The organism is Streptomyces fildesensis (assembly GCF_016107395.1).
GTDB classification, from domain to species: Bacteria; Actinomycetota; Actinomycetes; order Streptomycetales; family Streptomycetaceae; genus Actinacidiphila; species Actinacidiphila fildesensis.
This window is the reverse complement of the sequence record NZ_JAAIKO010000004.1, coordinates 51,446-73,927: the sequence shown is the minus strand read 5'-3', so window position 1 is coordinate 73,927 and position 22,482 is coordinate 51,446. Positions and strand designations below refer to the sequence as shown.

Genomic DNA, 22,482 nt, shown 5'->3' with positions numbered 1-22,482 from the left:
ACCCGTGTCACCCGACCGGCCGTGGCGCGGTCATCCGATCCTGACGCGTCCCGACCGGCTCCCTGACCTGCGCCTGCCGCGTCGGCCCTGTTCCTCCGTTGGTCCGTTCGGCGTAGTTCTGACCGATCGTCAACAGGCACCGGGAGCGCCGTCCGGGTGTCCTCGGAGGGTGGGCAGATTCCTGTCTGCCCCGCGGAACACCGTCCGTGACCCCGCCCTGGGAGAAACCCGATGCGCTCACAGCACCTACTCACCGGCTCCGCCCTTGCCGCGGTCATCGCGCTGAGCGCGGTGGGAGCCGCGTCAGCCGCCTCGACCGAGCCCATCGCCCCCGTCGAGTCCGCGGCGCCCTCGGCGCCCGCCGAGCTCTCCTCCCCCGACGTGCCGGCGGACCTCACCTCGCCCGCGGTGCCCAGCGAGCTCTCCTCGCCCGCTGTGCCCCTCACGCCGGTGGGGCCCGCCAATCCCGTCATCGTCCAGCCGAACCCGGTGGCCCCCGGCGGTCAGTTCTCCGTGTTCGACGGCGGCAACTGCACCGGCACGAGCGGCGTCGCCACGTTCAGGTCCGCCTCGGGCGGCTCGTCCATCCCCGCGGTCAACCTCTCCACCCTCAGCAACCAGCTCGGCGGGGTCGGTACGGTCCCGGCGGGCACCGAGCCGGGCCAGTACGAGGTCTCGGTGTCGTGCCAGAACGGCGGCACCGGCAAACAGGGCCCGTTCACCGGCACCCTGACCGTCTCGTCCCGCACGCCCAAGGGCGGGGTACAGACCGGCCTCGGCGGCGGCATCGGCATGGACCCGGCCGAGACCGCGCTGGGCGCGGCGCTGGTGGCCGCGGCTCTCACCGGCACGATCGTCCTGGGCCGTCGACGGGCCCGCGACAGCGACAACTGAGCGGAGCCGCCTGAGCGGTGGCATCGGCTGCTCGATGTCGGTGCCTGTCAGTCGCAGACGGTGCCCGCCGCCGGCAGCCTGCCGTCCAGCAGGAAGCCGTCGACGGCGTCCGTCACGCAGGTGCTGTGCGCGAAGTAGGCGCCGTGGCCCTGCCCGTTGAACGTCAGGACCGGGCTCCCGTTGCCCAGCGCGTCGCTCATCCGCCGGGCGTTCGCGTACGGCGTCGCCGGATCGCCCTTGGTGGAGACCAGCAGCGCCTTGGGGGCATCCACGGCCCGGACGTCGCGGGAGGTGTTGTCCCCGGCGGACGGCCAGCCGGCACAGGCCAGCATCGAATTGACGATGGACCGGCCGAACACCGGAGACGCGGCGGCGAACGCCGCCCCGGCCGCCGCCACCTGACCGGCCGTGTACCGGTCGGAGGTGTCCCGGCAGTCCACGGCCAGCTTCGCCACCGCGTAGTTGGTCCGCCCCGGATCGCTCCCGTCGGACCGGGTCCGCCGCCGGACGTCCGAGCCCCCGTCCTGCGCGAGCAGCAGCATCAGCTCACCGTCGCCGGCCCGCAGCGCGGCCAGCGCCTCGCTCAGCGCCGGCCAGGAGTCCGCGCTGTACATGGCCGTCTGCAGCGCCTCCAGGTACTCGTCCTGGCCGAGGTCCCCGACGGCGGTCCGCACCGGGTCGTCCGCGAGCCGGTCGCCCAGGTCCGCAAGTCCGGCCATCCGGGCTCGCTGGTCCGCGCCGGCGATCGGGCACGCCTTCCCCTGCTTCGCGCAGTCCTTCACGAACGCCTCCAGCGCGCGCTGGAACGCGGCCGCCTGACCCAGCGCCACCCGCTCGCTGTCGGACGCCGGATCCTCCACCCCGTCCAGCACCAGCCGTCCGGCGCGGTCGGGGAACTGGTGCGCGTACACCGCACCCAGCTTGGTCCCGTACGAGAAGCCCAGGTAGTCGAGCTTCTCGTCACCCAGCGCCGCCCGCATGACGTCCAGATCGCGCGACACGTTCGTCGTCCCGATCCACGGCAGGATCCTGCCCGACCGCTGCCCGCACTGCCCGGCGAGCCTCCGCACCTGCTCGATCAGCTCCCCCTCCGCGGGCGGCGGGTCGCCGCAGTCCACCGGCACACTGCGGCCCACCCCGCGCGGATCGAACCCGATCAGGTCGTACCGGGTGTTGAGGACCGCCAGGTCCGTACCGGCCCGGTCGGCGAGCGTGTCGATCCCGGAGACCCCGGGGCCGCCGAAGTTCACCGACAGGGAGCCGATGCGGTCGCCGGGACCGGTGGCGGGGTAGCGCGTCAGCGCGATGTCGGCGGTGCCGCGGGAGGGTGTCGCGTAGTCCAGCGGCACCACGATGCTGCCGCACTGCATGCCGTCGGCCGCGCATTCGGCCCAGGTGATCCGCTGCGCGTAGAACCGCGTCAGATCCGGCTGCGCCGGGCCTCCGACCAGCACCAACGCCGTCGTGGACCCCACCGCCAACCACAACCCGAACCCCATCCCGCCAACCTAAACGCCCCCACGAAGCCCCGCACGCCGGGCGAAGCCAGGCACAAACCCCAACCCCCGGCCGAACCCGCCGCCTGAGACCCACCCAGCCCGGCCGACGCCCGACGCCCGTTCCCCTCCACCAGCCCGCCCGGCGATTGAGGGCACAGGGCGGGCGGGTGGGGGAAGCCCGCTGCCGGGCCGGGCTCCGGCCGGGGCGTCCCGGTTGCGGAAAGCCGGGGGGCGGACAGCATGGTCGTATGGAGGAACCCCGCTGGAAGCGCTCGGTACCGGGGTGGTTCGGGGAGTTCTTCGCCTCACTCGCCATCTTCTGCGCCGTCCTCGCCGTAGTCGGCCCCCTGCACCGTCTCCTCGAACCCGTGCGCCGCTGGGTGGAGATCCTGACGGTGCCGGCGTCCGCGAACCTCGCCTACGCGGCGTTCCTGATGCTGCTGGCCGGCGCGCTGGCGGCGCGCAAGCGGGTGGCGTACTGGATCGTCGTGGTGTTCCTCGGGCTGTCGGTCCTGGCCAACGTGGTGCTGATCGCCTTCGAATCGGAGTGGAGCGCCATCCCGGCGCTGGCCATCACCGGCACGGCGCTCGCCGTCCTGGTGGTGTCGCGCGGCGAGTTCTCCGCCCGGGTGCGCAAGGGCGCGTTCTGGCGGGCGCTGCTGGTGCTGCTGGTGGGCCTGGTGATCGGCGTCCTCGCCGGCTGGGCACTGCTGTCGGTGTTCCCCGGCACACTGGTCGGGAAGGACCGGCTGCGGTGGGCAATCAACCGGGTGGTCGGTGGCGTCAACGACCTGCCGGACGGCATCGGTCATCCGCCCTTCTGGACCAACTTCTGGCTCGGTCTGTTCGGCGCGCTCGCGCTGCTCGCCGCCGCCGCCACGCTGTTCCGCTCGCAGAAGGTCGAGGCGGCGCTGCACGGCGACGACGAGCCGCGGATCCGCGCCCTGCTGGCGAAGTACGGGGAGCAGGACTCGCTCGGCTACTTCGCCACCCGGCGGGACAAGTCGGTGGTCTTCTCGCCCAGCGGGAAGGCCGCCGTGACCTTCCGCGTCGAGGTGGGCGTCTGTCTGGCCAGTGGTGATCCGCTGGGTGACACCGAGGCGTGGGGGCCCGCCATCGAGGCGTGGCTGGAGCACGCGGCGCAGTACGGCTGGGTGCCGGCGGTGATGGGCGCGGGTGAGGAGGGCGCGAAGGCGTACTCCCGGGCCGGGCTCGGCGCGCTGGAACTGGGCGACGAGGCGGTCCTCGAGGTCGGCGGCTTCGATCTGGGGGGCCGCGAGATGCGCGGCACCCGGCAGGCCGTCAACCGGGTGCGGCGCACCGGTGCGACGAGCCGGATCCGCCGGCACCGCGAGCTGTCGCCCGAGGAGTTGAACGAGGTCGTGGCACGGGCCGACGCCTGGCGCGGCACCGATACCGAGCGCGGCTTCTCGATGGCGCTGGGCCGGCTCGGCGACCCGGAGGACGGCGACTGTCTGCTCGTCGAGGCGCTGGACGACGCGGGACAGGTCATCGCGCTGCTGTCGTTCGCGCCCTGGGGCCGGGCCGGGGTCTCGCTGGACGTGATGCGGCGCGATCCCGCCGCCCCCAACGGGATCATGGAGTTCATGGTGACGGAGCTGGCGGCGCAGTCGCCCCGGCTCGGCATCCGGCAGATCTCGTTGAACTTCGCGGTCTTCCGCTCGGTCTTCGAGGAGGGCGCCAGGATCGGCGCCGGCCCGGTGCTGCGGCTGTGGCGGCGGCTGTTGCTCTTCTTCTCCCGGTGGTGGCAGCTGGAGGCCCTGTACCGGTCGAACGTCAAGTACCAGCCCGAGTGGTATCCACGCTTCCTCTGCTACTCCGAGGCGAAGGACCTGGCCCGTATCGGCCTGGCCTCCGGTATCGCCGAGGGCTTCGTGGAGATGCCGCGGCTGCGCTTCTGGCGGGACCGGAACGTGGGGCAGGGACCGGCCGCGCTGCCCGCGTTCGTCGAGCTGGAGGAGGCCTCGGCCGCCGCCGCTGACCTGTCGGCGGCAGCGGCAGGACCGGACCGGACGGCCGGTTCCGGACGCCCGGAGCAGGTACGCGTCAGGATGCGGAAGCTGGAACGGCTGCGGGGGGCGGAGACCGACCCGTACCCGCCCGGCATCGTGCCCACCCACACCCTGGCCGCCGCGGCGGCGGCGCCCGCCGGCACCGATGTCCGGCTGTCCGGGCGGGTGTTGCGGCTGCGCGACCACGGCGGCGTGGTGTTCGTGACGCTGCGGGACTGGTCGGGCGATCTGCAGATCCTGCTGGGCCGCGACCACTTCACCGCCGAGGGGATGCGGGCGTTCGCATCCGACGTCGACCTGGGCGACCTGCTGGACTTCGAAGCGGTGATGGGCGTGAGCCGGGCCGGTGAGGTGACCGCCGACGCGAACACCTGGCGGCTGAGCGCCAAGTGCCTGCACCCGCTGCCCGACAAGCGGCGCGGCCTGACCGACCCGGAGGCACGGGTCCGGCAGCGCTATCTCGACCTGGTGGTCCGGCCCGAGGCCCGCGACGTGCTGCGGGCCCGCAGCGCCGCGGTGCACTCGGTGCGCGAGTCGCTGGTGGCCCGCGGCTTCCTGGAGGTCGAGACGCCGATGCTGCAGCCGGTGCATGGCGGCGCCAACGCCCGCCCGTTCACCACCCACATCAACGCCTACGACCTGGACCTGTATCTGCGCATCGCCCCGGAGCTGTATCTCAAACGGCTCTGTGTCGGTGGTGTCGAGAAGGTCTTCGAACTCGGCCGCACCTTCCGCAACGAGGGCGTGTCGTACAAGCACAACCCCGAGTTCACGATGCTGGAGGCGTACCAGGCCTATGCCGACTACGACTCGATGCTGGATCTGACCCGCGAACTGATCCAGCAGGCCGCGACCGCCGCCAACGGCTCGCAGACCGCCCGCCGGGACGGCGGTGAGGTCGGCCTGTCCGGGCTGTGGCCGGTGCGGACCGTCAACGACGCGATCTCGCAGGCGCTCGGCGAGGAGGTCACCGCCGACACCCCTCCCGAGGTGCTGCGGCGGCTCTGCGACCGCGCGGGCGTCCCGCACACCCCCGCCGACGGTCGCGGTGACATCGTGCTGGAGATGTACGAGCGGCTGGTCGAGGAGCGCACCACCGTCCCGACCTTCTACAAGGACTTCCCGCTGGACGTCTCCCCGCTCACCCGGCAGCACCGCGTCGACCCCCGGCTCGCGGAGCGCTGGGACCTGGTCGCGTACGGCACCGAACTGGGCACCGCCTACACGGAGCTCACCGACCCGGTCGAGCAGCGCCGCCGGCTCACCGAGCAGTCGCTGCTGGCGGCGGGCGGTGACCCCGAGGCGATGGAGCTCGACGAGGACTTCCTGACCGCCCTGGAGTACGCGATGCCGCCGACCGGCGGGCTGGGCATCGGTGTCGACCGCCTGGTGATGTTCCTTACCGGCCGGTCGATCCGCGAGACCCTGCCGTTCCCGCTGGTCCGTCGCCGCTGATCTGCGGATATACCGTCCCTAGGGGGATACCGGACGGCCGGACATTGGCCGAACGGACGAGGGCGCCTGCCGGGGGCTGCCCTTACGGTGGGAGCACGGGACGAACGAAGGGCCGGTCCGGTGTGCGGACCGGCCCCTTCAGGCCTGCGAGTGGGTCGCTCTACCGATGAGCTACGGCCCCGTGCGTGGAGCCGGCTGGACTCGAACCAACTTCTCCCCACTCTTCAAAAATCATAACAATCCCCCTATTTTCTGCAATTCGGACAAAGCGGTACGGGGGCCCGGCATCGATGGAGGTACAACCGTGGCGCTGAGCAGCGCGAAGAAGACGACCGCCACCGCTCTGGGGGTGACGCTCGCCGGAGCCGCCCTGGCGGCCTGCGGCGCCCAGCAGGGCACGCGTACGGCGCCCGTCTCCGCCCCGTCGCCTGCCCCGCCCTCCGCCACGGTCCCCCATCAGACCCGGACGGGCACGCCACCCGCCACGTCCTCGCGGCCCGCCTCGCCGCCCGCCTCGTCCTCGGCGACCACCCGGTCCGACGACGCGCCCGGCGGCACCCGCGTCAGCCGGGAGATACAGCACGGGCTGGAGGACGGCGGCAAGGCCGTGGCCCTCACCTTCGACGACGGCCCCGACCCGCGCTGGACGCCGCAGATACTGGCGCTGCTCGCCCGGCACCACGCGAAGGCCACCTTCTGCGAGATCGGCCCGAACGCCCAGGCCCACCCCGCCGTCGTCCGGCAGATCACCGCGGCCGGGCACCGGCTGTGCGACCACTCGGTGCACCACGACGAGCACCAGAGCGCCAAGTCCGCCGACTACAACACGCACGAGATCCTGGACGCGCGCCAGGAGATCGCCGACGCGGCAGGGCCCGGCGCCGAAGTGCCGTACTACCGGGCGCCCGGCGGCGACTTCAAGCCATGGATACGGGAGATAGCCGCCGGCCACGGCATGCGCCCGCTGGGCTGGACCTCCGACTCCGACGACTGGAAGCGCCCCGGCACGGCCGCGATCATGCACCACATCAACGCCAACCTCCGGCCCGGCGCGATCGTGCTGATGCACGACGGCGGCGGCGACCGCACCCAGACGGTGCAGGCGCTGTCCCAACTGCTGGACCAGCTCGACGCGCAGCACTACACGTACAGCTTCCCGGGCCGCTGACCCTCCCGCTGACCTTCCCGCTGCGTTCCCGCCGACGTTCCCCGCCGGGGACCCGGTGGCGCGGTAGCGTTCGAGAGGCGTTTCCCGCTCTCTCTTGGAGGTTTGTGACCATGGCAACCACCCGCACCGCGACCACCCAGTGGAAGGGCGCCCTCCTCGACGGCTCCGGCACCGTCTCCCTCGACACCTCCGGTGTCGGCACCTACGACGTCTCCTGGGCCTCGCGCGCCGAGGTGGCCAACGGCAAGACGAGCCCCGAGGAGCTCATCGCGGCCGCGCACTCGTCCTGCTTCTCGATGGCCTTCTCGCACGCACTCGCCGGCGCCGGTACCCCGGCGGAGCTGCTCCAGACGCAGGCCGACGTCACCTTCCAGCCGGGCGAGGGCATCACCGGCGTCGTCCTGTCCGTCAAGGGCACCGTCCCCGGCATCACCGCCGAGGCGTTCGAAGCCCTTGCCCAGGAAGCGAAGGCCAACTGCCCGGTCAGCCAGGCCCTTGCCGCGGTGAAGAACATCACCCTCAAGGCCGAACTCCTCTCCTGACACCGGCTCTCCGCCCGACCGCCCCGGCGCGGTGCGCCGGCTCTCCCCCTCCCGAGAGCCGGTGCGCCGCGCCGGAGCCGGTCCCGGGGTCAGCGGCGGGTCACCCTGACCTCCCATTCACCGGCGGGGTCACGGCCCAGCACCCGGACCGTCAGGCCCGCCGCCGGGTCGTTGAAGACCTCGCCCACCCGGAAGGGGGCGTCGTTGAGGGAGTTGAACGATCCGCTGCTGAAGTCGCAGGCGCTGGTGGTCGGATGGGCGTCCCGTACGGTCACCGGGCCGGCGCCGGAGTCGATGTCGGTACGGACCTGGTAGACGAGTACGCCCTCGCGGCAGGCCTCGCTGTCGTTGCCCGACGCCTGCCGGGCCTCGATCACATAGGCGCGGGTCCGCCCGTACGGGACGACAACGGCCTTGCGGCCACCGGCCAGTGAGACGGCGCGCAGCGCGTACGTCCATTCGCCGCGCACCGGGGCGCAGGCGATCTGGGTGTCGTCCAGCCAGCCGAGCCGCCACTTGTGCCAGGCGAGCAGGTCGCCGCCCAGGCCCCAGTCCAGGGACATGCTGTCCCACTGGCCCGCGAGGGTGTCGGTGCGCTGGAAGTCGTCGGAGGCGTAGAGGTCGGGCAGGCCGAACGCGTGGCCGTTCTCGTGGCCGAGGACGCGGGATCCCGACTGGTCGTGGCCGTAGATCAGCGAGACCCGGTCGAGCCGGGCGCCGTCGTCGGTGGTGGCGGCCGAGGCGCCGGTCCAGGTGACCGACAGGACGGCCTCGTCGGCGGGCGGGCCCGCGTTCGGGGTGACGAGGATGTTGACCAGGTCGTAGCCGCGGAAGTCGATGTCCCGGTCGGCGACCGAGAGCAGGTCGCGCATCATCTCGGTGTGCGCGTCCCAGCCGTAGCCGCGGCCGATCCCGTACGCGGAGAAGGGCCGCGGCATGCGGATGTAGCGCATCACGGGCGTCGACTCGTAGTGCAGCTTTCCGTAGGAGCCGCGGTCGAACCACTGCTGGACGGCGGGGAAGAACTCCGCGTACCGCTCGGCGGCGCTGTAGGGCGCGGGCGCGTCGGAGAAGTCGATGAACAGCGTCAGGGCCCGGACCCGGCCGGTCGACGGGGCGAACTCACTGCCCACCCCGCGCGCGGCGCGGTCGGGGAAGCCCTCGGACATCGCGGTGCCCGGCGTCGCGCGCAGCGCGCACGGCCTGGAGGCCGTCGGCGGGGAGTAGGCGGCCTGCGGCCCGGTGGCGGCCGTGCTGGCCACCGCGAGCAGCGCGACCGTCCCGATGGCGGCGGCCTTCAGGCCCGCTCCGGGTATCCACGGTATTCGCCCGTCCGTCGCCACGGCGCTATCCCTCGCTGACCTTGACGGCCCAGGAACCGTCCAGGGAGCGGGAGGCGACCGTGACGTGGACCAGGCCCGCGTCGTAGGAGTAGGACTCGCCCACGCCGAGCGGCGCGTCGGCGAGCTGCGGGTAGGCGGAGCCGTCGTGGCAGGCGGAGGTGGCGGGGTGGCCGTCGAGGACGTCGACGGGGCCTTCGCCGGACTCGGTGCCGGAGCGCACCTTGTAGAGCAGCACGCCCTCCCGGCACAGCCCCACGTCGTTGCCGGCCGCGGTGCGCACCTCGATGGCGAGCGCGGTGCGCTGCCCGGTGCGGACCACGACGAGCTTGGTGCCGCCCGCGGTCTCCAGCGGTGTCAGTTCGTGCCAGGTGGTGCCCGTCCGGGACACGCACTGGACCTGGCTGTCCCGCAGCCAGCCGAACTTCCACTTGTGCCAGGCGAACGGCTCGGGGGCGAGGCCGAATTGGCTGCCCATGAGGTCCCAGTCGCCGACATGGGTGTCCCAGTCGGCGTCGCTGCCGATGGCCGGCCGGGAGTACAGGTCGGGCAGGTCGAAGACATGGCCGGTCTCGTGGGCCAGCACGTTGTGGTCCGGGGGGTGCTGCTCGAACACCGTGACCAGCCGCCGCAGATCGGTGCCGTCCGCCCGCATCGGGGTGGCGAGGTTCACGACCTTGGTGGCGTCCGCGTCGACGCCGGGGGCGTCCGGGTCCGCGACCAGGTAGACGAAGTCGAACGCGGAGAAGTCCACCGAGGGGTCGGCCACGGCGATCGCGTCCCGCAGGTACCCGGTGCGCAGGTCCGGGTCCCAGTCGCGCCGGATCCCGTAGTCGGTGGAGTTCCGCGGCATCTTGAACCAGTGGTCGACGGGGTGGGCGCGCAGCTGGAACTGCCCGTACGAGGCACGGTCGTAGAAGCGCGAGGTCTCCGGGAAGTGGTCGGCGGCGACCTCTTGGGGGGTCAGGGCCGGCGCGGCGTCGGGGAACGAGAGGAAGATCATCACGGCGTCCAGGGCCGTGGTCGGCCGGGGGTACGAGGCGTTCCACGTATCCACTCCTTCGGAGTGGTGGGCCGTGGTGCGCGGCAGGGCGCAGTCCCCGCCGGGAGCGGCGGCCGCGGCGGGCCCCGCGACGAGCGTCCAGGCGACGACGGCGGCGAAGACACTCGCCGCCGCCGCCATCGCGCGCAGGGGTCGCCGCCGCGCCCGTATGAGGATGCCTGACCGCCGCACATGGACCTCCGGGGAGGAATCGTGAGCCCGTTCGGGGCACCTTCACCACGTTGCTATGAATTGCGGCGTTATGTCCTGTTGAGTTGCTCCGCACGGGGTGATTCCGGCTTCATTACTGTGCGTAATGGCCTATCCGAATCGGTCAGTTGCTCGTCGCATTCGTGCAGAAACGATCAATCCGTCAGCTTGCGTGCCAAGAATCACCACGACGGCGCTGGATCCGCCGCTCCGCCAGCGCCTATGATCGCCACCGAGACCAGCGCGACACGGGGAGCGGGCAATGGGCGGACCCTCGGGCGGCCCCAGTGCCGAACCCGACATCACACCGGTAATCCTCACGCTGAGTAACGGTTCCCCTCCGGGACCGCTCGGCCCCACGGCCGGTGAACCGCGCGACTACCGCGCCGCCTTCACCGCGGCCCGGCTGCCCATGGCGCTGGTGGACCGCGACGGCTGGGTACTGGAGGCCAACCAGGCGCTCGGCGCGCTCCTCGGCACCAGCGCAGCCGGGCTCGCCGCGCGCGTCGCCACCGGACTGCTGGGCCTGGCCGAGGACGACCCGGTGCGCATCGCCTACCGCGAGGTGCTCGCCGGCCGCCGCGACCAACTGCGCTGCACCCGCCGCATCAAGCGCCGCGGCGGCGGCTCCCTGTGGGCCGAGGTGACGCTCGCCGGCACCGGAAGCGCCTGCGGCACCGCGCTGCTCTCCGTCGAGGACATCGGCGAACGCCACAGCCTGCGCGAGCAGTTGCGCCATCTGCAGATGCACGACTCCGTCACCCGGCTGCCCAACCGGGCGCTGTTCTTCGAGCGGCTCTCCGCCGCCCTCGACGGCGCCGGCAGCAGGACCGGCCGGATCGGGCTGTGCTACCTCGACCTCGACGGCTTCAAGGCCATCAACGACACCCTCGGGCACCGGATCGGCGACCAGCTGCTCGCCGCCGTCGCCCAGCGGCTGCTGACCTGCGCGGAGCCCGGCGGCAACCTGGTCGCCCGGCTCGGCGGCGATGAATTCGCCCTGCTCGTCCGGGACTCCACCGGCACGGGACAGGCCACCGTGCTCGCCGAGTCCGTACTCACCTCACTGCAGCGGCCGTTCGACGTGGACGGTCAGCGGCTCGCCGTGTCGGCGAGCATCGGCGTGGTCGAGCGCGAAGTCGCCGGCAGCTCCGCCACCGGTCTGATGCAGGCCGCCGACACCACGCTCTACTGGGCCAAGGCCGACGGCAAGGCCCGCTGGACGCTCTTCGACCCCGAGCGCAACGCCCACCGCATGACCCGGCAGGCGCTGTCCAGCACGCTGCGACAGGCCGTGGAACGCGGTGAGTTCATCCTGGAGTACCAGCCGCTCGTCGGGCTCGACAGCGGTGTGCTGCGCGGCGTCGAGGCTCTGGTCCGCTGGCAGCACCCGCACTTCGGGCGGCTGGCGCCGGACCGCTTCATCGGGCTCGCCGAGGAGAACGGCTCCATCGTCCAGCTCGGCCGCTGGGTGCTGGCCGAATCGTGCCGTCAGGCGCGGGTCTGGCAGAAGGACCACCCGGACGACCCGATCTTCATCAGCGTCAACGTCGCGGTCCGCCAGGTCTGGGACTCGGACCTCGTCGCCGATGTCGCCGCCATCCTGGAGGAGACCGGGCTGCCGCCGGAGCTGCTGCAGCTGGAGCTCACCGAGTCCGCCGTCATGGGCTCGGCCGGCCGGCCGCTGCAGGCCCTTCACGCGCTGAGCGAGATGGGCGTGCGGATCGCCATCGACGACTTCGGCACCGGCTACTCCAACCTCGCCTACATGAGCCGGCTGCCGGTCTCCGCGCTCAAGCTCGACGGCTCCTTCGTCCAGGGCTTCCGCTCCGCCGAACACCCCAACCCCGCCGACGAGACCATCGTCGAGGCCCTGGTGGAGCTCGCCCACCGGCTGGGTCTCACCGTCACCGCGGAGTGCGTCGAGAACGCCGAACAGGCCGAGCGGCTGCGGCGGATCGGCTGCGACACCGGCCAGGGCTGGCACTACTCCCGCCCCGTCGCCGCCGAGCGGATCTCCGAACTGCTCGCGGGCTGACGCCGGCCGGCTGCTCCCAGGCCGGAGCGGGCCCCGGACCGGCACATGCCGGAGCCCGCGTCCGTGGGGGGAAGGGACGCGGGCTCCGGATGGGGCGGTCAGGTCAGCAGGCGCCGAGGTCCTGCCACACGCCCCATTCGCCGGTGGTGCCGGGCTCCTCGCCCGTCGTCCACCACTTGGCCTTCCAGTTGTGGCCCTTCCAGGAGACCGTTCCGCTGGCGCTGGTGTAGACCGCGGAGGAGCTCCAGGCGGCCGCGGCGCAGGTGCCGGTGGGCGGGGTGGTGGGAGGCGTGGTCGGAGGCGTCGTGGGCGGAGTGGTCGGAGGAGTCGTGGGCGGGGTCGTCGGCGGCGTGGTGGTGGTGCCACAGCCGCTCGCGGAGCCGCCCACCGCGGTGTTGATCTTGTTGAGCAGCGTGGTGCCGGTGTCGAGGTCCAGCAGCGAGTACATCATCGCGCCGCCGAGTCCGCGGCAGTGCGCGTAGTCCGCGCGGGCCTGGATCGACTGGGCGTTGAGACCGGTCCAGAACTCCGTGCCGTTGTAGAAGTACGAGGACTTCGACGCGTCGTCCCAGAAGGTGGTCGCGGGGTTGTCGACGATGCCGCCGAGTTCCTTGTAGTACGCGATACCGGCCGTCGCGCTCAGGCTGCGGGCCGGGGCGGGACCGGTGGCGGGCTGCCCCAGACCGTGGTTGGCACCGGCGGGGACGCCCGTCCAGCCGCGGTAGTACAGCTCGTAGCCCAGCGTCAGCTTGTTGGCGGGAAAGCCGCCGGCGATGCCGTATGCGGCGTTGCCGTCGAGCCAGGCGTTCACCGCGTTGGTGACGTTGTACTTCTCGGTGCCCGGCGCGATCGGGTCGGTCGGGTCGCCGGCCGACGGGACGAGCGGCGACTGGTGGTAGACCGGTCCGTCGGTGTCCCAGGCGCCGTGCATGTCGTAGGTCATGATGTTCGCGTAGTCGAGGTACTGCCCGACCTTGTTGGTCTCGATGTGCGCGATCTTGTCCTGGCCGGCCGGCAGCGCGGCGGTCAGCAGCATCTTCTTGCCGCCGTTGGCGGCGCCGTACGCGTCGAGCTGCTTGCGGAACTCGGCGAGCAGCAGCGTGAAGTTCTGCTTGTCGGCCGCGTCCACGTGGTTGCCGAGGTGGCCGCCCGTCGAGCCCGGGTACTCCCAGTCGAGGTCGATGCCGTCGAACACGCCGGCCGCGGAGCCGGGGCCGCCGAAGCCGCCGTCGACGGGCAGGTTGCCCTTGATGTACTGGTCGATGCAGGACGTCACGAGCTTCTTGCGGCTCGCGTCGGTCTTCGCCGCGTCCGAGAAGTACTTGGAGTACGTCCAGCCGCCGATGGAGATGTCCACCTTCAGCTTCGGGTACTTCGCCTTGAGCTTCCGCAGCTGGTTGAACGCGCCGGTGATCGGCTGGTTCCAGGTGTCGGCCACCCCGTCGACGCTGTCGGCCGCGCCGAAGGACTTCTGGTAGTCCGCGAAGGAGTCGCCCGCGCCGTCACCGGCGCTGGGGTTGTTCTCGTCCTGCGAGGCGGCCTTGTTGGCCTCGAAACAGGTGAGGTCGGTCGGGTGGATGTTCCCGAACGAGTAGTTGATGACGTCGAGCTTGCTCGCGATCCCCCGGGTGTCGAGGTCCTTGGGGTAGAAGGCGTTGCCGTACACGCTCCACTGGTCGTAGTAGGCGATCTTCACCCCGCCGCTGCTCGCGGCCGCGGCGGCCGGCTGAGCGTCGGTACCCGCGGCGCTCGCCGGGGCGAGCCCGCCGACGAGCGCGGTGATCGCGCCGAGAGCGAGGGCCGCACTGGTGGCGGCAGCCACGAGTGATCTTTTCTGGAGCTGCACGAAAGACCTCCGGGGGGAGAGGGAGGAGCAGGGGGCTGCGCCATGAATAGCGCCCTTGAGATGCTCCGGTCAATGGTCTGAACCAGACTTAGGACTAGACCAATTGACGCCACGCCTACCCGCCGGAAACCCCCTCCGGCCAGCGAAAAGCCGCCTGTCGCAGGTGCTGACAAGCGGCTTTAGCCTGAGTTAAGGATCCGGAAGATGTCCTTCCGGGGGACGAACCACGCCCCTTCGGGAAACCCGCTTTTAACCGCCGGAGCGATCAGGAGGGCGGGCTCGGGGTCGCCCCGCCAGGTTCGTTCCGAGGCCCTACGACTCGCCGCCGGGCAGCCCGTACGCGTCCGCGATCAACGCGTAGGACCGCAGACGGGCCGCCGGCGTATGCGCGTTGGCCGTGATGATCAGCTCGTCCGCGCCGGTCCGCTTCACCAGGGCGTCGAGCCCGTCGCGGACCTCCTCCGCGCCGCCGTGCACCACGTTCACGAGCCAGGAGTCGATGAACTCCCGCTCCAGGGCGCTGAATTCGTATGCCTCGGCCTCCTCGGGCGACGGGATGAGCCCCGGCCGCCCGGTGCGCAGCCGCAGCATGCCGAGCGCGCCGGTGAGCACCTGGCGGCGCGCCTCGGCGGGGTCGTCGGCCGCGAGGGCGGAGACACCGATCGCGGCGTACGGGCGGTCCAGGACCGCGGACGGGCGGAACGATTCGCGGTAGAGCTCCAGCGCGGGAACGGTGTTGGCCGCCGAGAAGTGGTGCGCGAAGGAGAACGGCAGGCCCAGTGCGCCGGCCAGCCGGGCGCTGAAGCCGGAGGAGCCGAGCAGCCAGACCGACGGACGCGACGCGGACTGCACCCCGCCGGCGACGGAGCCCTGCACCGGTCCGGGGATCGCGTGGATGCGCGCGTAGCGGTGCCCGTCCGGGAAGTCGTCGTCCAGGAACCGGGTCAGCTCGGCGAGCTGCTGCGGGAAGTCGTCGGCGCCGTCCGGGCGGTCGGTGCGGCGCAGCGCGGCCGCGGTGGCGCCGTCGGTGCCGGGCGCGCGGCCCAGACCGAGGTCGATCCGGCCGGGGGCGAGCGCCTCCAGGGTGCCGAACTGCTCGGCGATCACCAGCGGGGCGTGATTGGGGAGCATCACTCCGCCGGAGCCGAGCCGGAGCGTGCGGGTGAACGCGGCGAGGTGGGCGAGGATCACCGCCGGGGAGGAACTGGCCACACCCGGCATCGAGTGGTGCTCGGCGACCCACATCCGGTGGAATCCGCGGGCCTCGGCGAGCTTGGCCAGTTCGACACTGGCGCGCAGGGCGTGGGTGGCGGTCAGCCCGCTTCCCACGGTCGCCAGGTCGAGCACGGACAGCGGCACGGGCGCGCTGCCACGGGCTGCTCCGCGGATGTCATCGGTGGTCTGCGGTTCGTCTCCCACGGGGGGCGCCTCCTCGGTCATGTATTCGCCTGCGGCAACTGGAACCGGAGACGTACTCCGGTTATTCCCGGCCGACCATCGCCCCGATCTTCGCGCCGCTCTTCACCCCGACCCCCCTCGACAAGGCCCATGGCATATGCCGATGCGGCGCTTTCCTGCATATACGCACGAAGCCCACCAATCGGCCGGTCAACGGCCTCTACCTTCAAGGCCGTTGCGGCTATCGTGGGGAGCGGCTCGGCTGTCGGGTCCGATCGGTACGCCCATCGGCCGTGACCAGCAGCTACAGCCGTGACGTACGGCACGCCGCACCGGACGCGAACGGCACACCTGCAGGGGGATTCCGTGGCGCTTGAGTACCGACAGATCGCGCCGGTGTACGCGGTCCAGTACGCGCTGCGCGTACTGGAGGCCGTCGACCACCACCGGCACGGCGTGACGGCCGAGCAGCTGGCCCGCGAGATCGGCGTGCCCATCGGCTACCTCTCGCAACTGCTGGCCATGCTCAAGCGCGAGCGCTATCTCTCGTTCCTGCCCGGCGGCGGTTACGTGACCGGCGAATCCCTCGTGCTGCTGGCCGCCGCCGACCGCGAGCAGGCGCTCGCCGACAAGCTCAACAGCGTCCTCAACGAGCTGCGCGACGAGGTCGGCGCCGCCGTCTATTTCGGCCGTTACGACGACGGCGAGGTGACGGTGGTCGACGTGGCGGACGGGCCGACCACCCCACGGGTCAACGAATGGGTGGACTTCCGCTCCTCCGCCCACGCCAGCGCGGTCGGCAAGTGCCTGCTCGCGCAGCTCGACCACCGCGGCCGCCGCGAACACCTGTCCCGGCACCGGACCGCGCGCCTCACCTCGCGCACGGTCGTCAACGAGAAGGCCCTGCTGTCGGAACTGGAAAGCCGGCCGGCCAGCCATCCCATGCTCGACCTGCAGGAATACGCGGTCGGCACGGTCTGCGCCGCGGTACCGGTCACCATCGGGAAGACGGTCGCGTGCCTCGCGCTGTCGATGCCCACCTCACAGGCGCACCGCCTCAAACCGGCCGTCGACACCCTGAACGAACGCGCGGCGCCGGTGCTGCTCTCCCTCAGCTTCTGACCCACCGGGACCCACCAGGGCCGGCCACCACGTGGCCGGAGGACACCGGGACCGGGACACGAAGAAGGCCCCCCGCTTCCGCGAGGGGCCTTCGACCGTCGGTGCGCCGTCAGGGACTCGAACCCCGGACCCGCTGATTAAGAGTCAGCTGCTCTAACCAACTGAGCTAACGGCGCGTGCTGACATGGAAGATCGTACCCGATCCTCCGGGGTGCTTAAAAACCGGCGGCGGATCTCCGCCAGGCGGGATCCTGCCAGGCTGTGCCGGTGCCCGGCGCGGCTCCAGGCCGATAGATCATGTGCATGACGCCGATAAGACGCCGTGCCTCCCTGCTCGCCAGCGCCACCGCGCTCGCGCTCGCGCTCAGTACCGGACTCCTCCTCCCCACGACCCCCGCGACCGCCGCCCCCGGCGCCACCCCGCGCAAAGCGGCACCGCAGCAGGCCACCACGTACGACATCACCCTGGTCACCGGGGACGTCGTGCACTTCGCCGACGGGGCCGGCAACCAGGACACCGTCACCGTGGACCGCCCGCACGGCGCCCCCGGCGGCGTGCACGTCCAGCAGGCGGGCGGTGAGACCTACGTCCTGCCGGACGAGGCGCTGCCGCTGCTCGCCGCCGGCAAGCTCGACCGCCGGCTGTTCGACCTCACCGCGCTGGTGAAGATGGGCTACGACGACGCCCGCTCCGGCGGCGTCCCGATGATCGCCACCTACACCGCCGCCGCCCGCGCCGCCCGTTCGCTGCCCGCCGCCCCCGCCGGCAGCACCACCACCCGGCAGCTGCCGAGCATCGGCGGCGCCGCGCTCAAGGCGCGGAAGAAGGACACCCGCGCCTTCTGGCAGGACGTGGTGGCCGCACCGGCCGCCGCGGCGAAGGCCCGCTCGCTCGACGACGGCATCGACAAGCTGTGGCTGGACGGCCGGGTCGAGGCGAGCCTGAAGGAGTCGGTACCGCAGATCAACGCGCCGCAGGCCTGGGCGCAGGGCTACGACGGCAAGGGCCGGAAGGTCGCCATCCTGGACACCGGGATCGACGACACCCACCCGGACCTGAAGGACCAGGTCTCGGCCGAGCAGAGCTTCGTCCCCGACCAGCCGGTCACCGACCGGAACGGTCACGGCACGCACGTCGCCTCGACGATCGCGGGCACCGGAGCCGCCTCCAACGGCGACTACAAGGGCGTCGCGCCCGGCGCCAAGCTGCTGATCGGCAAGGTGCTCTCCAACGAGGGCTCGGGCGAGGACTCCTGGATCATCGCCGGCATGGAGTGGGCCAGGGCCCAGGGCGCCGACGTGGTCAGCATGAGCCTCGGCTCGCCGCTCCCCGACGACGGCACCGACCCGATGTCGCAGGCGGTCGACAACCTCTCCGCGAACGGCGGACCGCTCTTCGTCATCGCCGCCGGAAACGCATACGAAGCCGGCTCCATCGGCTCTCCCGGCTCGGCGGCCGCGGCGCTGACCGTCGCCGCCGTGGACAAGCAGGACGGCCGCGCCGACTTCTCCAGCATGGGTCCGCTGAGCGGCTCGTACGCGCTGAAGCCGGACATCTCGGCGCCCGGCGTCGACATCACCGCCGCCCGCTCGCAGGCGCTCGCCTCCGGCAGCGGCATGTACCAGACCATGTCCGGCACCTCGATGGCCACGCCGCACGTGGCCGGCGCCGCCGCGATCCTCAAGCAGCGGCACCCCGACTGGAGCGGACAGCAGCTCAAGGACGCGCTGATGAGCTCGTCCCAGCAGCTCACCGCCTTCACGCCGTACGAGATGGGCACCGGACGGCTCGATGTGCTCGCCGCCGTGGACTCCACGGTCCAGGCCACCGGCTCGGTCGACGCCGCCGTCTACAAGTGGCCGCACGCCGGCGCCACGAGCACCACGCGCACCCTCACCTACCGCAACAACGGCGCGGCGGCCGTCACGCTGAACCTCGCGCTGGACCCGGCCGCCCAGGCGGCCGGCGCCTACACGCTGTCCGCGAGGACGGTGGCCGTCCCGGCGGGCGGCACCGCCACGGTCACCCTCACCCTCGACCCCACCACCGTCCCGTCCGCGACCACCTTCTCCGGCCAGGTCACCGCGACCGACGCGGCCGCGGGCAAGGCCGTCGCGCACACCGGCTTCGCGCTCACCAAGGAGCAGGAGCTCTACGACTACACGATCAAGCTGACCGGACGCGACGGGAAGCCGGCCGCCGGCACCGTCGTCCTCGCCGAGAAGGACAACCCGTACCCGTCGCCGCTCGCCGTGGCCGGCGAGCGCACCCTGCGGCTCCCGCCGGGCACGTACATGGCGTACGCGGAGCTGGAGGTCACCGGTGACACCCCGGACTCCCGCGGCCTGGCGGTGCTCACCAGTCCAGAGACGGTGCTCACGAAGAACACCACGGTGGCGCTCGACGCGAGCACGGCGCACAAGGTCAGCGCCCGCGTCCCGCAGGAGACCGAGCAGCGGCAGCTGCACCTGGACATCGCCCGCACCTTCTCCAACGGCAATCTCATCCGCGACGCGTACATCGTGCCGCCGGCGTTCGACACCGTCTACGCCGCGCCCACCCGGAAGGTCACCGACGGCACCTTCTCCTTCGTGACCCGCTGGCGGCTCGGCGAGAAGCAGGTCGACGCCTCGGCGCACGGCCGGGACCTCGAACTGCTGCCGCAGGCCGGCGCGACCGTCAACGACGGCTCGGCCAAGCTGCGCGTCGTCACCGCGGGCAAGGGCGCCGCGGCCGACTACCAGGGCCTGGACGCCAAGGGCAAGGCGGTCGTCGTCACCCGCAGCGATGACGTCCCTCCCGCCGACCGCGCCGCGAACGCCGTCAAGGCGGGCGCCGAGCTGCTGATCGTCGTCAACGACGGCACCGGCCGGCTCTCCGACTACTACGCGGACGACGCGGGCACCAAAACCTCCCTGAGTGTCGTCTCGATCATGCGCGACGCGGGCGCCCGGCTCGTCGCCGACGCCAAGGGCGGCAGACTCACCCTCGACGTCACGCAGCGCACCGACCCGCGCTACCTCTACGACCTGCTCTCGCAGCAGGACGGCACGATCCCCGACCGGTCCCTGGCCTACACCCCCGACCCCAAGCGGGACCTCGCCCGGATCGACGCGAAATACGACGGCGACCGGCAGCGCGCCGGCGGCGGCTTCCGCTACGACATCCCCGCCTGGGGGCCGGGCATCGGCTTCACCGAGAAGGAGTCCTACCCCGGCGTGCGCACCGAGTACGTCTCGCCGCAGCACGGCGCCGGCTTCTGGTACGAGGACCACGCGGTCTACCAGCCGGACTACTCGGACGAGCTGTTCGAGATGCGCGGCGGCAACGACCACTTCACCGCGGGTCGGCACTACTCCACCGAGTGGTTCGGCGGGGTCCAGCGGCCGCGTCTGGGCCAGGCGTTCTGGGGCCCGAACCGCAGCGTCTACAACGACATCCAGTTCAACATCACTCCGTGGACGGACGCGGGAGCGGGCCACTCCGGCTCGATGCCGTCGGACGAGTACAACGGCGCCACCACGTACGCCGCCTACCAGGGCGACACCCTGATCACCAAGGGCACCGGCCGGGCCGGCGGACTGTGGAGCGTCTCCCCGCAGACCCTCCCCTACCGCCTGGTGCTGGATTCCGCGCGGGACGCGAAGGAGTGGAAGAGCTCGATCCGCACGCACACCGAGTGGGGCTTCGTCTCCGGCGCGATTCCGCAGGACGGACCCTGGCAGGAGGACGTCAAGCTGCTGCAGCTCGACTACGACGTGGCCACCGACACCGCGGGTGACGTCAAGGCCGGGCAGTGGACGCGGATCGGTCTGTCGTCCGCCACGCAGCAGTGGCTGGCCGGTGTGACGAAGGCCACCAGGGCGACGCTGTCGGTCTCGTACGACGACGGCAGAACCTGGGCTCCGACCCTCCTGATCAGGACGGGAGACGGTTCCTGGACCACGCTCGTCAGGACGCCGAACAAGCCCGGCGGCTCGGTCTCGCTCAAGGCCACCGCGCAGGACGGCAAGGGCGGCACCGTCAGCCAGGAGATCATCCGGGCCTTCGGCCTGCGCTGATCCCGGTGTGGCCCGGCGTGGTCGTCCCACGCCGATCATGACGCGGGGCCGGAGGGGAGGATGGTCATCAGCACCCCCTCCGGCCCCGTATGATTGACCCGTAGGCGCCGTTAGCTCAGTTGGTTAGAGCAGCTGACTCTTAATCAGCGGGTCCGGGGTTCGAGTCCCTGACGGCGCACAGCAGAACACCAAGGGCGTTCTTCCTCCAGGAAGAGCGCCCTTGGTCGTTTCCGGCCGGTCGGGACGGGCCGCCGCGCGGGATCGGGCCCGGAAGGATCAGGCCCAGAAGTCGTCCGCCACCGCCATGTCCTCCACGTACTCGTCGAGGTCGGTGATCTTCTCGCCGATGACGCGGAACACGATGCCGCCCGCCATGTCGATCTTCTTGCCGGCCCGCTCGGCGCTGATCTGGTGCACCGCCATCACATGGCCCCGGCCGTCGACGAAGACGCTCCGCAGTTCGACCCGCAGAGTGCCGTTCGTCTGCGCGGCGAGCTGGCCGTAGTAGCCGAGCACCGCCTCCAGTCCCTTGAAGTCACCGGAAAGCTGGTGACTCCCGGGGACGTGGTGCGCGCAGTCGGCCGTCATCATGCCGCCGAGTGTGTCCATGTCGCCCTGTGAGAACGCCTCGTAGCCCTTACGAATCAGCGCGGCGTTCGGATGTTCAGCCATGGCATTTCGCCACCTTCCTGGACAGGCAGGGATAGAGGCTGATGTATTCACCCTCTCACCGGGCGGGCCGCCGGACCACCCGGTGGGCAGGGGCGCGCCGCGCTCCGCCGACTACCCGGTGTTCAACCTGGTGACCCCGTGGTCCCGGCATCCGGATCGAAGGCCCCTCGCGGAAGCGGGGGGCTTCCCGGTTCCACGGAGCCGCGGGGCCGCAGACCTCAGCGCGCCGGCTCGGGCAGGATCTGGCGGGGGACGGTCCTGGGGTGGCCGGGGCGGTTCCATTCGCGGGGGTAGCCGACGGAGACCTCCTCGAAGCGCACCCCGTCGTACCAGGCGGTCCGGGGAATGTGCAGATGGCCGTAGACCACCGCGCTCACCGTGAACCGCCGGTGCCAGTCGGCCGTCCGCTCGGTGCCGCACCACTGGGCGAACTCCGGGTGGTGCAGGATCCGGGTGGGCTGGCGGACCAGCGGGAAGTGGTTGACCAGGACCAGCGGGAGGGCTGGATCGCAGTCCCGCAGCCGCCGCTCGGACTCCTTCAGCCGGGCCCGGCACCAGGCGTCGCGGCTCGGGTACGGATCGGGATGCAGCAGGAACTCGTCACTGCACACGATCCCGGACTTGTACGCCTGGGCGAGCGACTCCTCCTTGTTCGCGGCGGTGTCGGTGCGGAACGTGTAGTCGTAGAGGACGAACAGCGGCGCCACGACGGCCGGGCCGCCCGCGCCCTCCCAGACCGGGTACGGGTCCTCCGGGGTGAGCACGCCCAGCGAGCGGCACATCTCGACCAGATGGCGGTAGCGCGCCTCGCCGCGTAACTGGACCGGATCCTCGGCCGGGGTCCACAGGTCGTGGTTGCCCGGCGCCCACACCACCCGGGCGTATCTGCTGCTGAGCAGGGTCAGCGCCCACTCGATGCCGTCCGTCAGCTCGCCCACGTCACCCGCGACGATCAGCCAGTCGGTGTCCGACCCGGGGCGCAGGCCCTCGACGATCTTCCGGTTCTCCGCGAACGCCACATGCAGGTCGCTGATCCCCCAGAGTTTTCCATCCGGCATATGCAGACGGTAGGCGGATCCGGGCACGGGCGGTACCCCGCCCAATGGGTGATCCTGGCGTACGCCGGGCGCGCCGGTCCCCCGTGCCGCCCGGGCGGCGGAA

Annotated in this window: 14 protein-coding genes and 2 tRNA genes; 8 read left to right on the top strand and 8 right to left on the bottom strand. The window is 71.7% G+C overall.

Annotated elements, in window-relative coordinates:
* Positions 1-231 precede the first annotated feature (231 nt).
* Entirely contained in the window at positions 232-894 is a 663-nt protein-coding gene (locus tag C6N31_RS08350) for a hypothetical protein (RefSeq protein WP_198357331.1), read from the top strand.
* A gap of 47 nt (positions 895-941) precedes the next feature.
* Here C6N31_RS08350 and C6N31_RS08345 read toward each other — a convergent pair whose 3' ends face one another.
* On the bottom strand, positions 942-2,393 hold the full coding sequence (locus C6N31_RS08345) for an alpha/beta hydrolase (protein WP_198357330.1): 1,452 nt from the start codon (positions 2,391-2,393) through the stop codon (positions 942-944).
* Positions 2,394-2,641: 248 nt separating this feature from the next.
* Here C6N31_RS08345 and lysX point away from each other — a divergent pair, with 248 nt between their 5' ends.
* From lysX to C6N31_RS08330, 3 genes are all read left to right on the top strand, one after another.
* Positions 2,642-5,881 (top strand): bifunctional lysylphosphatidylglycerol synthetase/lysine--tRNA ligase LysX, encoded by a 3,240-nt coding sequence (gene lysX, locus C6N31_RS08340; protein WP_198357329.1) that lies wholly within the window; start codon positions 2,642-2,644, stop codon positions 5,879-5,881.
* A 304-nt stretch (positions 5,882-6,185) separates the two neighbouring features.
* On the top strand, positions 6,186-7,049 hold the full coding sequence (locus tag C6N31_RS08335; RefSeq protein WP_269287128.1) for a polysaccharide deacetylase family protein: 864 nt from the start codon (positions 6,186-6,188) through the stop codon (positions 7,047-7,049).
* Between the two features lie 110 nt (positions 7,050-7,159).
* A complete protein-coding gene (locus C6N31_RS08330; RefSeq protein WP_138359237.1) occupies positions 7,160-7,591 on the top strand; it encodes an OsmC family peroxiredoxin in 432 nt (143 codons plus the stop codon).
* Between the two features lie 89 nt (positions 7,592-7,680).
* On the opposite strand, the gene C6N31_RS08325 is transcribed toward C6N31_RS08330, so the two are convergent.
* Positions 7,681-8,934, bottom strand: a complete 1,254-nt coding sequence (locus C6N31_RS08325) for a M6 family metalloprotease domain-containing protein (RefSeq protein ID WP_244809185.1) — start codon at positions 8,932-8,934, stop codon at positions 7,681-7,683.
* Between the two features lie 4 nt (positions 8,935-8,938).
* Complete coding sequence (locus C6N31_RS08320) at positions 8,939-10,114, bottom strand: M6 family metalloprotease domain-containing protein (protein ID WP_138359251.1); 1,176 nt, start codon at positions 10,112-10,114, stop codon at positions 8,939-8,941.
* Positions 10,115-10,445: 331 nt separating this feature from the next.
* Here C6N31_RS08320 and C6N31_RS08315 point away from each other — a divergent pair, with 331 nt between their 5' ends.
* Entirely contained in the window at positions 10,446-12,221 is a 1,776-nt protein-coding gene (locus C6N31_RS08315) for a putative bifunctional diguanylate cyclase/phosphodiesterase (RefSeq protein ID WP_138359239.1), read from the top strand.
* A 103-nt stretch (positions 12,222-12,324) separates the two neighbouring features.
* On the opposite strand, the gene C6N31_RS08310 is transcribed toward C6N31_RS08315, so the two are convergent.
* A complete protein-coding gene (locus tag C6N31_RS08310; protein ID WP_307811296.1) occupies positions 12,325-14,043 on the bottom strand; it encodes a glycosyl hydrolase family 18 protein in 1,719 nt (572 codons plus the stop codon).
* A 336-nt stretch (positions 14,044-14,379) separates the two neighbouring features.
* Positions 14,380-15,486: an LLM class flavin-dependent oxidoreductase gene (locus C6N31_RS08305; RefSeq protein ID WP_244809189.1), complete on the bottom strand. Its 1,107-nt coding sequence runs from the start codon at positions 15,484-15,486 to the stop codon at positions 14,380-14,382.
* Between the two features lie 345 nt (positions 15,487-15,831).
* Between C6N31_RS08305 and C6N31_RS08300 the strand changes: the two genes are divergently transcribed.
* Positions 15,832-16,587, top strand: a complete 756-nt coding sequence (locus C6N31_RS08300) for an IclR family transcriptional regulator (protein ID WP_138359245.1) — start codon at positions 15,832-15,834, stop codon at positions 16,585-16,587.
* A 102-nt stretch (positions 16,588-16,689) separates the two neighbouring features.
* Here C6N31_RS08300 and C6N31_RS08295 read toward each other — a convergent pair.
* Positions 16,690-16,763: transfer RNA gene (locus C6N31_RS08295), tRNA-Lys, on the bottom strand.
* Positions 16,764-16,890: 127 nt separating this feature from the next.
* On the opposite strand from C6N31_RS08295, the gene C6N31_RS08290 reads away from it, so the two are divergent.
* Both C6N31_RS08290 and C6N31_RS08285 read left to right on the top strand, forming a co-directional pair.
* Positions 16,891-20,649 (top strand): S8 family peptidase, encoded by a 3,759-nt coding sequence (locus tag C6N31_RS08290; protein WP_198357326.1) that lies wholly within the window; start codon positions 16,891-16,893, stop codon positions 20,647-20,649.
* A 104-nt stretch (positions 20,650-20,753) separates the two neighbouring features.
* Positions 20,754-20,827, top strand: a tRNA-Lys gene (locus C6N31_RS08285).
* A 98-nt stretch (positions 20,828-20,925) separates the two neighbouring features.
* Here the strand turns inward: C6N31_RS08285 and C6N31_RS08280 are convergent.
* Both C6N31_RS08280 and C6N31_RS08275 read right to left on the bottom strand, forming a co-directional pair.
* The gene (locus tag C6N31_RS08280) at positions 20,926-21,321 is read right to left on the bottom strand and encodes a nuclear transport factor 2 family protein (RefSeq protein ID WP_138358385.1); all 396 of its coding nucleotides are present in this window, start codon (positions 21,319-21,321) and stop codon (positions 20,926-20,928) included.
* A 218-nt stretch (positions 21,322-21,539) separates the two neighbouring features.
* Complete coding sequence (locus tag C6N31_RS08275) at positions 21,540-22,379, bottom strand: metallophosphoesterase family protein (protein ID WP_138358383.1); 840 nt, start codon at positions 22,377-22,379, stop codon at positions 21,540-21,542.
* Between the last annotated feature and the right edge of the window lie 103 nt (positions 22,380-22,482).